This window comes from Streptomyces sp. NPDC111744, from assembly GCF_055634995.1.
In genome coordinates this window covers 48,946-60,795 of the sequence record NZ_JBVKCG010000003.1, presented here as the reverse complement: position 1 = coordinate 60,795, position 11,850 = coordinate 48,946, and the positions used below count along the sequence as shown (strand labels likewise).

12 protein-coding genes are annotated in these 11,850 nt (G+C 71.4%); 6 read left to right on the top strand and 6 right to left on the bottom strand.

Translation table 11 applies throughout. The features are described 5' to 3' along the window. Nucleotides 1-56 precede the first annotated feature (56 nt). Nucleotides 57-1,718 (top strand): cytochrome bc1 complex cytochrome b subunit, encoded by a 1,662-nt coding sequence (qcrB, locus tag ACZ7OO_RS07495; protein WP_471502475.1) that lies wholly within the window; start codon nucleotides 57-59, stop codon nucleotides 1,716-1,718. Between the two features lie 69 nt (nucleotides 1,719-1,787). Here qcrB and ACZ7OO_RS07490 read toward each other — a convergent pair whose 3' ends face one another. Together ACZ7OO_RS07490 and ACZ7OO_RS07485 are read right to left on the bottom strand one after the other, a co-directional pair. After that, complete coding sequence (locus ACZ7OO_RS07490) at nucleotides 1,788-2,750, bottom strand: acyl-CoA dehydrogenase family protein (protein WP_471502473.1); 963 nt, start codon at nucleotides 2,748-2,750, stop codon at nucleotides 1,788-1,790. A gap of 1 nt (nucleotide 2,751) precedes the next feature. Continuing rightward, nucleotides 2,752-3,891, bottom strand: a complete 1,140-nt coding sequence (locus ACZ7OO_RS07485; RefSeq protein WP_471503376.1) for an acyl-CoA dehydrogenase family protein — start codon at nucleotides 3,889-3,891, stop codon at nucleotides 2,752-2,754. 53 nt (nucleotides 3,892-3,944) lie between these two features. On the opposite strand from ACZ7OO_RS07485, the gene ACZ7OO_RS07480 reads away from it, so the two are divergent. The 3 genes from ACZ7OO_RS07480 to ACZ7OO_RS07470 are packed head-to-tail and all read left to right on the top strand — an operon-like array spanning nucleotide 3,945 to nucleotide 6,574. Continuing rightward, the gene (locus ACZ7OO_RS07480) at nucleotides 3,945-4,733 is read left to right on the top strand and encodes an SDR family oxidoreductase (RefSeq protein ID WP_471502471.1); all 789 of its coding nucleotides are present in this window, start codon (nucleotides 3,945-3,947) and stop codon (nucleotides 4,731-4,733) included. A 25-nt stretch (nucleotides 4,734-4,758) separates the two neighbouring features. Next, nucleotides 4,759-5,415: a TetR/AcrR family transcriptional regulator gene (locus tag ACZ7OO_RS07475; RefSeq protein ID WP_352224141.1), complete on the top strand. Its 657-nt coding sequence runs from the start codon at nucleotides 4,759-4,761 to the stop codon at nucleotides 5,413-5,415. Between the two features lies 1 nt (nucleotide 5,416). Then, on the top strand, nucleotides 5,417-6,574 hold the full coding sequence (locus ACZ7OO_RS07470) for an acetyl-CoA C-acetyltransferase (RefSeq protein ID WP_471502469.1): 1,158 nt from the start codon (nucleotides 5,417-5,419) through the stop codon (nucleotides 6,572-6,574). A 90-nt stretch (nucleotides 6,575-6,664) separates the two neighbouring features. Here ACZ7OO_RS07470 and ACZ7OO_RS07465 read toward each other — a convergent pair whose 3' ends face one another. From ACZ7OO_RS07465 to ACZ7OO_RS07450, 4 genes are read right to left on the bottom strand one after another with little or no spacing between them, the layout of a single operon-like run. After that, nucleotides 6,665-7,729, bottom strand: coding sequence for an NAD(P)H-dependent flavin oxidoreductase (locus ACZ7OO_RS07465; RefSeq protein WP_471502467.1), 1,065 nt, complete (start codon nucleotides 7,727-7,729; stop codon nucleotides 6,665-6,667). After that, nucleotides 7,729-8,457 (bottom strand): CoA-transferase subunit beta, encoded by a 729-nt coding sequence (locus ACZ7OO_RS07460; protein WP_471502465.1) that lies wholly within the window; start codon nucleotides 8,455-8,457, stop codon nucleotides 7,729-7,731. The genes ACZ7OO_RS07465 and ACZ7OO_RS07460 overlap by 1 nt, the downstream gene beginning before the upstream one ends. Continuing rightward, nucleotides 8,457-9,305, bottom strand: coding sequence for a CoA transferase subunit A (locus ACZ7OO_RS07455; RefSeq protein ID WP_471502463.1), 849 nt, complete (start codon nucleotides 9,303-9,305; stop codon nucleotides 8,457-8,459). The genes ACZ7OO_RS07460 and ACZ7OO_RS07455 overlap by 1 nt, the downstream gene beginning before the upstream one ends. Further along, the gene (locus ACZ7OO_RS07450) at nucleotides 9,298-10,050 is read right to left on the bottom strand and encodes an enoyl-CoA hydratase family protein (RefSeq protein WP_471502461.1); all 753 of its coding nucleotides are present in this window, start codon (nucleotides 10,048-10,050) and stop codon (nucleotides 9,298-9,300) included. Before ACZ7OO_RS07450 ends, ACZ7OO_RS07455 begins: the two co-directional genes overlap by 8 nt. A 125-nt stretch (nucleotides 10,051-10,175) precedes the next feature. On the opposite strand from ACZ7OO_RS07450, the gene ACZ7OO_RS07445 reads away from it, so the two are divergent. Further along, nucleotides 10,176-10,934, top strand: a complete 759-nt coding sequence (locus tag ACZ7OO_RS07445; RefSeq protein WP_471502459.1) for an SDR family oxidoreductase — start codon at nucleotides 10,176-10,178, stop codon at nucleotides 10,932-10,934. Nucleotide 10,935: 1 nt separating this feature from the next. Next, complete coding sequence (locus tag ACZ7OO_RS07440; RefSeq protein WP_471502457.1) at nucleotides 10,936-11,841, top strand: SDR family oxidoreductase; 906 nt, start codon at nucleotides 10,936-10,938, stop codon at nucleotides 11,839-11,841. Nucleotides 11,842-11,850 lie beyond the last annotated feature (9 nt).

The window sequence follows — 11,850 nt, the reverse complement described above, 5'->3', positions numbered from 1 at the left end:
TCGGGGTCCTGTCATGCCACCCTGAGGGGTGATCCGGCGGGGAGGCGACGCGACGTATGGACGACGCGGCACGAACGGTTAACGGCACGGCACGGGTTGGGAGTTCGGCGGCCAGGGAGAACCCGCCGGGCAAGGGTGAGAAGCTCGCGGACTGGGCCGACGGGCGGCTCGGGATCTACGCCCTGGCCAAGGCCAACATGCGCAAGGTGTTCCCGGACCACTGGTCCTTCATGCTGGGCGAGGTCTGTCTCTACAGCTTCCTCATCCTGATCCTCACGGGCATCTACCTCACCCTCTTCTTCGAGCCCAGCGGTGCCGAGGTCGTCTACCACGGCTCCTACGAGCCGTTGAACGGCATCATCATGACCAAGGCGTACGAGTCGACGCTGCACATAAGCTTCGACGTGCGCGGCGGACTGCTGATCCGGCAGATCCACCACTGGGCGGCGCTGGTCTTCGTCGCCGGGATGCTCGTCCACATGATGCGGGTCTTCTTCACCGGCGCCTTCCGCAAGCCGCGCGAGGTCAACTGGCTGTTCGGCTGGACCCTGCTGTTCCTGGCCATCCTCACCGGACTGACCGGCTACTCGCTCCCGGACGACCTGCTCTCCGGCACCGGCGTCCGGTTCGCCGACGGGGCGATCCTGTCGATCCCGATCGTCGGGTCGTACATCTCGATGTTCCTGTTCGGCGGGGAGTTCCCGGGCCACGACATCATCTCGCGGTTCTTCCCGATCCACGTACTGCTGCTCCCCGGGATCATGCTCGGGCTGGTGGTGGCCCATCTGATCCTGGTCTTCTACCACAAGCACACCCAGTACCCCGGGCCCGGACGCGACCAGAAGAGCGTCATCGGCATGCCCTTCCTGCCCGTCTACATGGCCAAGGCCGGCGGCTTCTTCTTCCTCACCTTCGGCATTCTGGCGGTCATCGGCGGTATCGCCACCGTCAACCCGGTGTGGGCCTTCGGTCCCTACCGCCCGGACCTGGTGACCACCGGCGCCCAGCCCGACTGGTATCTCGGCTTCTCCGAGGGGCTGATCCGGGTGATGCCCGGCTGGGAGATCAACGCCTGGGGTCACACCCTGAACCTGGGTGTCTTCATCCCCTTCTCGCTCTTCCCGCTCTTCCTGCTGGCCATCGGCGTCTATCCGTTCATCGAGGCGTGGATCACCGGCGACAAGCGCGAGCATCACATCCTCGACCGGCCGCGCAACGTCCCCGTCCGTACCGGCCTCGGCGTGGCCTGGCTGAGCGTGTACTTCGTCCTGCTGATCGGTGGCGGCAACGACATCGTCGCCACCCATCTCCATCTCTCCATCAACTCGATCACCTGGTTCGTGCGGATCTCCGTCTTCGTCGTCCCCGTCCTCGCTTTCATCACCACCAAGCGGATCTGCCTAGGCCTGCAGCGCCGCGACCGCGACAAGGTGCTGCACGGCAGGGAGACCGGCCTCATCAAGATGCTTCCGCACGGCGAGTACATCGAGGTCCACGAACCCCTCACCCAGGAAGGCCTGTTCGTCCTCACCCAGCACGAACAGAACCCGCCGTACGAACTCGGCGCACTTCAGGACGCGAACGGGGTACGCCGGAGGGTCACGGGCCCCCAGCGGCTCCGGGCAGGCCTGGCCAAGGCGATGTTCGGCCCCGACACGCACATCCCGAAGCCGACGCAGGAGGAGTACCGGGAAGTCACGAGCGGGGATCACCACTAGTCGCCCCGAGGTACAGCGCCCCGAAAGGGGCGCGGGGAACTGCGCGACGAGCCCCCACCGGCCCGCAGTTCACGCACGACCACAGAGAACCGAGTTTCTGCACTCCTGAGGCGTCCCCCAGGCGCCCCTCAATGCCCGTGCCTTGGCCAACCAGAGCGACAAGTCGTACTCCGCCGTATAACCAATCGCCCCGTGCAACTGGAGCGCGGCCCGTGCGCTGAGGTACGCGGCCTCGCACGCGGCGAGCTTCGCCGCGGCCACATCCGACGGAGTCATCGTCACCGCCGCCCCGAAGACCACCGGCCGGGCGAACTCCAGCGCGATCTTCACATCGGCCAGCCGGTGCTTCACCGCCTGGAACGAGCCGACGGGCACACCGAACTGACTCCGCTGCTTGACATAGGTCACCGTTCTGTCGAGCAACGCAAGCCCCACCCCCAGCGCCTGCGCGGCCACCGCCAGCCGAGCCCAGGTCAGCGCATCCGCCCACGCCGGCTCCGCGCTGATCAGCTCACCGACCGGCGCGAGCGGTGTGAGCCGGCGCGCGGGGTCCATGGACCGCCGTACCGCACCGGCACCCGGGGACATCCGCAAACCCTCCGGCGTCGCGGCGATCCGCACATCCGCCGCGTCCCCGTCCAGCGCGTACCCGTACCCGTGCTCGGCGACCGTCACCGTCGCCAGGGTCTGTCCCGACGCGATCCCCGGCAGAAACCGCTTCGCGAGGTCGGCACGCTCACCGAGCAGCACCGCGGCCGCCACCGTCTCCACCAACGGACCGGGCACCGCATACCGCCCCAACTCCGCAAAGGCGATCGCGAGTTCCACAGCCCGCCGCCCCTCCCCTCCGTACTCCTCGGGCACCGCAAGACCGAACACCCCCGCCGCGCCGATACGTCCCCACAACGCCCGCCCACTCGCATGCTCGCCGCGGCTCCACTCCCGTATCACCGTCGGAGTGTCCGCCGCCGTCAGCAGCGCCCGCAGCGAGTCCGCGAAGTCGAGCTGCTCGGTGTCGAGGAGGAAACGCATTTCAGCGTCGTCCCTTCGGCAGGCCGAGCAGGCGCTCGGCGATGATGTCGCGCTGGATCTCGTTGGTGCCCGCGTAGATGGGACCGGCGAGCGAGAAGACGTACCCCTCGGACCACGCCGTGTCCGCCGACTCGCCGTTCAAGCCCAGCAGATCGAGTGCCGTCTCGTGCAGGGCCAGGTCCAGCTCGGACCAGAACACCTTGTTCAGGCTGGACTCGGGGCCGAGCGACTCGCCGTCCAGGAAGCGGGAGGCGGCCGCGTACGTGAAGAGCTGGTAGGCGCGGGCGCCTATGACGGCGTCGGCCACCCGGCCCGCCATGGACTCCGGGGCGCCCTGGTCCCGCCAGAGGTCCGCCAGTCGGCCGGCGGCGGCCAGGAACCGGCCCGGCGGCCGCAGCTTCAGCCCCCGCTCGTTGCCCGCGGTCGACATCGCTGTCCGCCAGCCCTGGCCCGGCTCACCGATCACGTCCTCGTCGGGGACGAACACCTCGTCCAGGAACACCTCCGCGAACGCCGGCTTTCCGTCGAGGCGGCCGATCGGGCGGACCGTGACACCGGGCGCACGCAGGTCGAACATCAGATAGGTGAGCCCCTGATGCGGCTTGGGGGCGTCCGGGTCGCTGCGGAACAGGCCGAACGCGCGGTCGGCGAACGCGGCCCGGGACGACCAGGTCTTCTGGCCGCCGATCAGCCAGCCGCCGTCCGTCCGCACCGCCCTGGAGGTCAGGGAGGCCAGATCGGACCCGGCCCCGGGTTCGGACCAGGCCTGCGCCCAGACCACCTCGCCGGTGGCCATCGGCGGCAGCACACGCGCGCGTTGCTCCTCCGTGCCGTGGTCGAAGAGGGTCGGCGCGAGCAGGCTGATGCCGTTCTGGCCGACCCGGCCCGGCGCGCCCGCCGCGTGGTACTCCTCCTCGAAGACCAGCCAGCGGATCAGCCCCGCGTCCCGGCCGCCGTACCGCTCCGGCCAGGAGACCACCGACCAGCGGTCCGCGGCCAGTTCGGCCTCCCACGCGCGGTGCGCCGCGAAGCCCTCCGCGGTCTCCAGGGAGGGTAGCGGCGGGTCGGGTACGTGCTCCGCCAGCCAGGCGCGGGCCTCGGCGCGGAACTCCTCGTCCGCCGGGGTGTGGGTCAGGTCCACGGCCGTCGTCACCATCCTTCCCTAACAAGTGTTTGGTAGGTTAGCGTGGGCCTATGACAGGCGTCGAGAGTCCGGAGTACGTGCCCGGGCACGGGCTCCTTGAGGGACGCACCGCCGTCGTCACCGCCGCGGCCGGGGCGGGCATCGGCGGCGCGACCGCACGCCGCTTCCTGGAGGAGGGCGCGCGCGTACTGATCAGCGACGCGCATGCACGGCGGCTGAAGGAGTACGAGGCCGAGCTGGCCGGCCGGCATCCGGGGGCCGTGACCGCGGTGCCCTGCGACGTGACCGACGAGGGGCAGGTGCGGGCGCTGTTCGAGACCGCCCTTAGCGAGCACGGGCGGCTGGACATCGTCGTCAACAACGCGGGACTGGGCGGGACTTCGACGCTCGTCGACATGACCGACGAGCAGTGGGCGCGCGTCCTGGACGTCACTCTCAACGGCACCTTCCGGTGCGTGCGCGCCGCCCTGCGGCACTTCCGGGAGAGCGGACGGGGCGGGGTCATCGTCAACAACTCCTCCGTCGTCGGCTGGCGCGCCCAGGCCGGACAGGCGCACTACGCCGCCGCCAAGGCCGGGGTGATGGCGCTGACCCGGTGCGCGGCGATCGAGGCCGCCGAGTACGGGGTGCGGGTCAACGCCGTGGCGCCGAGCCTCGCCATGCATCCGCACCTGGTGAAGGTGACCTCCGCCGAGCTGCTGGAGGAGCTGACCGCGCGCGAGGCCTTCGGGCGGTACGCCGAGCCCTGGGAGGTGGCCAACGCCATCGTCTTCCTGGCGTCCGGCTACTCCTCGTACCTCACCGGGGAGGTCGTCTCCGTCAGCAGTCAGCATCCCTGACCACCGGAGTGCTCACAATGGACCCGTGCCGACCAAGAAGAAGCCCCAGGTGACCGCCGCCCCCGCCCGGCGCCGCGAACTCCTCGAAACCGCCGCCGAGGTCTTCGCCGAGCAGGGCTACAACGCCACCACCGTACGCAAGATCGCGGACCACGCGGGCATGCTCGCGGGCAGCCTCTACTACCACTTCGACTCCAAGGAATCGATGCTGGAGGAGATCCTGCGGACCTTCCTCGACGAGCTCTGGGACGGCTACGACACCGTCCTGGACGCCGGACTCGGTCCCCGCGAGACCCTCGAAGCCCTGGTCACCGAGTCCTTCCGGGAGATCGACCGGCACCGCGCCGCCGTCGCGATCTACCAGAAGGAGAGCAGGCAACTGGTCGCGCAGGAGCGGTTCGCCTTTCTCGCCGAGTCGCAGCGCAAGTTCGAGAAGGCGTGGCTGGCCACCCTGGAGCGCGGGGTCGCCGCGCGCGTCTTCCGCGCCGACCTCGACGTCCGCCTCACCTACCGGTTCGTGCGCGACACCGTGTGGGTCGCCGCCTCCTGGTACCGGCCGGGCGGACAGCACAGCCCGGAGGAGATCGCCCGGCAGTACCTGTCGATGGTGCTGGACGGGATCGCGGTTCGTGAACAGCTCACCCATTCGCTGAAAACCCCTTTCCGACGAGGGAGTTCCTGACATGGCCGAGGCCTACGTAGTCGAAGCGGTGCGTACGCCCGTCGGGCGGCGCGGGGGCGGACTGAGCGGGGTCCACCCGGCCGATCTGGGCGCCCGTGTGCTGACCGCCCTGGTCCAGCGGTCGGGTATCGACCCGGCGGCCGTCGAGGACGTCGTCTTCGGCTGCCTCGACACGGTCGGACCGCAGGCCGGCGATATCGCCCGGACCGCCTGGCTGGCGGCCGGGCTGCCCGAGGAGGTGCCGGGCGTGACCGTCGACCGGCAGTGCGGCTCCTCGCAGCAGGCCGTGCACTTCGCCGCCCAGGCCGTCCTCTCCGGCACCCAGGACCTGGTGGTCGCCGGCGGCGTCCAGAACATGTCCCAGATCCCGATCGCCTTCGCCTCCCGGCAGGCCGCCGAGCCGCTGGGGCTGACCGAGGGCCCCTTCCTGGGCAGCGAGGGCTGGCGTGCCCGGTACGGCCGACAGCCCGTCAACCAGTTCGCCGGCGCCGAGATGATCGCCGCCAAGTGGGGTATCAGCCGTCAGGACCAGGAGGAGTTCGCCCTGAACTCCCACCGCAGGGCGCTGCGCGCCATCGACGAGGGCCGCTTCGAGCGCGAGATCGTGCCCTACGGCCCGGTCGCCGTGGACGAGGGGCCGCGCCGGGACACCTCCCTGGAGAAGATGGCCGCCCTCAAGCCGGTCGTCGACGGCGGCACCATCACCGCGGCCTGCTCCTCCCAGGTCTCCGACGGCGCCGCCGCGATGCTGCTCGCCTCCGAACGAGCGGTCCGCGAACACGGACTGCGCCCTCGCGCCCGCGTCCACCACCTTTCCGTCCGCGGCGAGGACCCCATCCGGATGCTCTCCGCCCCGATCCCGGCCACCGCGCACGCCCTGAAGAAAACCGGCCTGACCATCGACGCCATCGACCTCGTGGAGATCAACGAGGCCTTCGCCCCGGTCGTCCTCGCCTGGCTCAAGGAGACCGGCGCCGACCCCGCCAAGGTCAACGTCAACGGCGGAGCGATCGCCCTCGGCCACCCCCTCGGCGCCACCGGCGTCAAACTGATGACCACCCTCATGCACGAACTCGAACGCACCGGCGGCCGCTTCGGCCTACAGACCATGTGCGAGGGCGGGGGACAGGCGAACGTGACGATCATCGAAAGGATCTGACGGGCCGACCGCACCGGGCCACCTGGGGTTCGCTCCGCACGGTGCCCGCGCCGAACACACTGATGCCCCAGGGTCTGTCGATCATCTCCGTCATCCGCGCATTGAAGCACCCGCCCCCGGCAGCGCGCCGATGATTTCCCCGGCCTCGGTCATCACCCTCTCCACCAGCTCCGCGCACGACGGCAGGTCGTCGATGACTCCGGCGACCTGCCCGGACGCCATCACCCCGAGGTCCGTACGGCCCTCCACCATCGCCGACCTGAGCAGCATCGGGGTGTTGGCGGCGAGCAGCAGCCGGCTCCAGGACAGGTCCTTGCCGTGCCGGAGGGCGAGGCCGTCGCGGGCCATCTGCGGCCAGCTGAGGCCGGAGAGCCTGCGGAAGGCGGCCGCATGGCGCAGCGCCCGCAGCAGCCGCCGCGTCCGTCCGGCGTTCTCCAGGGAGTCGACCAGAGGGGTCCGCAGCATCCGGTGCGGCAGGCCGTCCACCGCCCTGGTCACCGTGACGTCCTTGACCGTCGCCGCCAGATACCTCGCCTTCACCGCGTCCGGCACCGTCGAGTCCGAGGTGAGCAGGAAACGCGTCCCCATCGCGACCCCCGCCGCCCCGTACGCCAGCGCCGCCACCAGTCCACGCCCGTCGAAGAAACCCCCGGCGGCCACCACCGGTATCCGCACCGCGTCCACCACCTGCGGCAGCAGCACGCTCGTCGCCACCTCGCCGGTGTGCCCGCCGCCCTCACCGCCCTGCACGATCACCGCGTCCGCGCCCCACGCCGCGACCTTCTCGGCGTGCCGCCGCGCCCCGACGGAGGGCATCACCACCACACCCGCCTCCTTCAGCTCGGCGATCAGCTCGGGGGAGGGGGCGAGCGCGAAGGACGCCACCCGCACACCCCCGTCGACGATCAGCCGGACCCGGTCGCCGGCGTCGGCCGCGTCCGCCCGCAGGTTCACCCCGAACGGGGCGTCCGTGCGGCACCGCACCTCGGCTATCGCGGTACGCAGCTGGTCGAGGGTCATCGTCGCGGAGGCCAGGATGCCGAGGGCCCCGGCATTGGCCGTCGCGGAGACCAGACGGGGGCCTGCCACCCAGCCCATCCCCGTCTGCACGATCGGGTACCGGATCCCGACCAGCCGGGTGAGCGCGGTCTCCATCAGCCCGCGACCTCCTTCGTCCGCGCGCCGCCCGGATCCAGCACCTCGCGGATCAACCGCAGCTCCTCCGCGGTGGGCTCTCGGGTGTACGGCACCTCGTCCGGGACGGCGAGCTCGAAGCCGGTGGCCTCCCGCACCTGGCCGACACTCACCCCCGGATGCAGCGCGGCCAGCCGCATCGAGCGGTCCGGTGTCCCGAAGTCGAAGACGCCCAGGTCGCTGACGACCCTCGGGACGCGGTGGAAGCGGCCGATGCCGGGCTGCTCGGCCACCCGGTCGTACCCCACCCCGCACACCATGTCGACCTTCGCCACGAACACCCGCCGGGAGTGCTTCGGGACCCAGTAACTCGTGGGATTGTTCAGCGTGTTGAGGGATGCGCCGCGCACACCGAGCAGCTGGCGGCGGGGCCGGGACCAGTCGCCGATGGCCGAGATGTTCTGGTTGCCGTACCGGTCGAGCTGGCTCGCGCCCATCATCACATGCCGGCGGCCACCGGCCACCAGGGTGAGGTGCTGCCGGTACGGCAGCCAGCCCTCGGGTGTGCCGTCCGGGCGGACCAGCAGGGCCTCGCCGTCGGTCAGCAGCAGATCCGGCGCGAAGGTGAGCCGGGCCAGCCGGGCGCCCAGGGAGGGGATCAGGCCCATCGGGCTCGCCAGGATCTCACCGGAGCCGCGCCAGGCCTCGGCGCAGGCGACGACGCAGTAGTCGGCGCGCAGTACGTCCATCAGCCCTGCTCCTTCTGCCAGTTCCGCACCGCCGAGCGGTAGGCCTGCTCGTCCCCGGCCAGGAACCGCCCGGAGAACTCCGCCCACGGGGCTGTCGCGTACAGCCGCTGGAAGTCCTCGTCCCGCCCGTAGTCGGGGGCGCAGGAGGTGAAGTGCGCACCGCCAGGTGCCTCCACGACCCCCGTCACGTTCAGCCGCTTGACCAGCAGCGACTGCGCGGCCGCCGCCTTCGTCAACTCGGCCGTGTCCACGATCTGTTCGCAGGAGACATAGGCCGTGTCCGCCGCCTCGCAGAACAGGTCGTCGAAGTAGGGGTCCGGGCCCAGATACTGCCCGTTGCCCAGCCGGTCGGCGCGGTTGACGTGGACCAGCGCCGCGTCCAGGCGCAGGGCGGGCATCGCCACGAACGTCTCCCCGTCGTCGTACGGCGAAGTCACGGTGCGCAGGCCGGGGTTGACCCGCATGACGTCCGAGCCGAGCCCCGCGCGCACCGGCAGGAAGGGCAGCCGGTTGGCGGCCGCGTGCAGGCCCCACATGAACATGCCCTCGTCGACCTCCATCAGGTCGAACGCCCCGCGCTCCCGCGCCGCCCGGTAGTGCGGTTCCAGCGGGATGGAGTCGAGGGTGACGAAGGCCGTCACCAGTTTGCGCACCCGCCCGGCCGCGACCAGCATCCCGACGTCCGGGCCGCCGTACGAGACCAGGGTGAGGTCGTCGATGCCGGATCGGAGCAGCGCTCTGACCAGGGACATCGGCTTGCGTCGGGAACCCCAGCCGCCGATGCCGAGGGTCATGCCGCCAGTCAGCCGGGCGACGGCCTCGTCGGCGGTCATCGTCTTGTCAGTCACTCCCCGCACCCTCCTTCCCGAAGGTGTCACGGACCCGGTCGGCCACCCCGCTGAGGGCGGCCTCGAAGGTGAAGCCCTGTTCCAGGCGGTAGCTGCGCCGCACGTCGACGGGGTCGATGGCGTTGATGGCGGCCTTGGCCAGGCGCAGCAGCCGGCCGTCCTTGGCGGCTATCTCCCGCGCCAGCTCCAGCGCCGCGGAGAGCAGTTCCTCTCGCGGCACGACCCGCCACACCGAGCCGTGTGCGTGCAGCTGGGCCGCGGTCGCCGTGCGCGAGGTGTAGTACAGCGTCCGCATCAGATGCGGCGGGACCAGCCGGGCCAGATGCGTGGCCGCGCCCAGGGCGCCCCGGTCCAGCTCGGGCAGCCCGAAGACGGCGTCCTCGCTCGCCACGATCGCGTCCGAGTTGCCCACCAGGCCTATGCCGCCGCCCAGACAGAAGCCGTGCACCGCCGCCACCACCGGGGTCTCGCACTCGTACACCGCCGCGAAGGCCTCCGCGCAGCCCCGGTTGGCGCCGAGCAGCGCCTCGTTCCCGTCCGTCTGTATCTCCTTGATGTCCACGCCCGCGTTGAAACCGCGGCCCTGCGCGGTCAGTACCACGCACCGGGTCTCGGGGGCGCGGCCCGCCGCGCGCACCGCCTCCGCCAGCGCGAACCAGCCGCGCACCGGCAGCGCGTTCACCGGCGGGTGGTCGACCGTGACAAGCGCGATGCCCTTTTCCGGACACGAGGTGGAGACACCCATGGACGCATCAGCTACCTTCGCACTCAGCTACCTTTCCACCAAACATTTGTTAGGTGTGAGGCTTCGAAGCTAGCAGTCGCTGCCGGCAAGCGGGAGGCCCTGTGGAAAACCCGGAACGAGGCCCTGTGGACGACTCGCTGCACGGCCGGACCGTCGTCGTCACCGGCGGGACCAGGGGCGTGGGCGCCGGGATCGCCCGGGCCTTCGCCGAGGCCGGCGCCCATGTGCTGACCTGTGCCCGCCGGCCGCCCGAACAACCCCTCGACGGCGTCGAATTCACCCCCCTCGACCTGCGCGACCCACCCGCCGTGCGCGCCTACTTCGACGCCCTGCCCCGGGTCGACGTGCTCGTCAACAACGCGGGCGGCACCCCCTACCGGCGGCTCGCCGAAGGGGACGCCGAGCGGCACGCCCGGGTGATCGAGCTGAACCTCCTCACCCCGCTGACCGCATCCCTCGCCGCGTACGAGCACCTGCGACAGGCCCGGGGAGCGGTGGTGATGATCGGCAGTGTCAGCGGCGGCCGCCCCTCGCCTGGCTCGGCCGCCTACGGCGCGGCCAAGGCCGGACTGGAGAACCTCGCCCGGTCCATGGCGGTGGAGTGGGCACCGGAGGTCCGGGTCAACACACTGGTCGTCGGCATGGTCCGCACCGAGCTGGCCCACCTCCACTACGGCGGCCAGGACGGCATCGACGCCGTCTCCCGCACCGTCCCGCTCGGCCGCCTCGCCGCCCCGTCCGACATCGGCGCCGCCGCCGTCTTCCTCGCCTCCGACGCGGCCGCCTACATCAGCGGGGCGAGCCTGCTGGTGCACGGCGGCGGGGAGCGGCCTCCCTTTCTCGATGCCGCGACCGTCAACAAGCCGTCCGACAAGGAGGACTGAGATGAGCGGAATCTGCGCGGGCCGGGTGGTGGTCGTCACCGGCGCCGGGCGCGGGCTCGGCCGGGCCCACGCGCTGGCCTTCGCCGCCGAGGGCGCCCGGGTCGTCGTCAACGACCTCGGAGTCGCCCTCGACGGCGTGCCGGGGCCGGACAGTCCCGCAGGGGCCGTCGTGGACGAGATCCGCGCGGCCGGCGGCGAGGCGGTCGCACACGGCGGTGACATCGCGACCACCGAGGGGGCCGCCTCATTGATCGGAACGGCCGTCGAGACCTACGGCCGGCTCGACACCCTCGTGAACAACGCCGGGTTCCTGCGCGACCGCATGCTCGTCAACCTCGGCGAGGACGACTGGGACGCGGTCATGCGAGTCCACCTCAAGGGTCACTTCCTGCCGCTGCGGCACGCGGCCGCGCACTGGCGGGCCGAGGCCAAGGCGGGCCGCACCCCGGTGGCCCGGATCGTGAACACCAGCAGCGGAGCCGGCCTGTTGGGCTCGGTCGGGCAGGGCAACTACAGCGCCGCCAAGGCCGGCATCCTCGGCCTCACCCTGGTCGCGGCCGCCGAACTGGCCCGCTACGGCGTCCAGGTCAACGCCGTCGCCCCGGCCGCCCGGACCCGGATGACCGAGCGCACCTTCGCCGAGACCATGGCCGCCCCCGGCTCCGGTTTCGACGCCATGGCCCCGGAGAACGTCTCCCCGCTCGTGGTCTGGCTGGGTTCCGCCGCGAGCGCCGGAGTCACCGGGCGGGTGTTCGAGACCGAGGGCGGCCGGATCACCGTCATGGAGGGCTGGCGAGCGGGGCCGACCGCCGACAGGGGCGCCCGCCGGACCCCGGCCGAGGCGGGGGAGACGGCACTGAAACTGCTTGCCGAGGCGGCGGCGCCGGGGGCGGTGTACGGGGCGTGACCGCGGCCC

What these genes read in the sequence shown, in the direction of transcription:
- ACZ7OO_RS07450 (WP_471502461.1), bottom strand. Translation starts at nt 10,050, where the DNA reads ATGGGTGTCTCCACCTCGTGTCCGGAAAAGGGCATCGCGCTTGTCACG.
- ACZ7OO_RS07440 (WP_471502457.1), top strand. Translation starts at nt 10,936, where the DNA reads ATGAGCGGAATCTGCGCGGGCCGGGTGGTGGTCGTCACCGGCGCCGGG.
- ACZ7OO_RS07460 (WP_471502465.1), bottom strand. Translation starts at nt 8,457, where the DNA reads ATGGACGTACTGCGCGCCGACTACTGCGTCGTCGCCTGCGCCGAGGCC.
- qcrB (WP_471502475.1), top strand. Translation starts at nt 57, where the DNA reads ATGGACGACGCGGCACGAACGGTTAACGGCACGGCACGGGTTGGGAGT.
- ACZ7OO_RS07470 (WP_471502469.1), top strand. Translation starts at nt 5,417, where the DNA reads ATGGCCGAGGCCTACGTAGTCGAAGCGGTGCGTACGCCCGTCGGGCGG.
- ACZ7OO_RS07465 (WP_471502467.1), bottom strand. Translation starts at nt 7,729, where the DNA reads ATGGAGACCGCGCTCACCCGGCTGGTCGGGATCCGGTACCCGATCGTG.
- ACZ7OO_RS07480 (WP_471502471.1), top strand. Translation starts at nt 3,945, where the DNA reads ATGACAGGCGTCGAGAGTCCGGAGTACGTGCCCGGGCACGGGCTCCTT.
- ACZ7OO_RS07490 (WP_471502473.1), bottom strand. Translation starts at nt 2,750, where the DNA reads ATGCGTTTCCTCCTCGACACCGAGCAGCTCGACTTCGCGGACTCGCTG.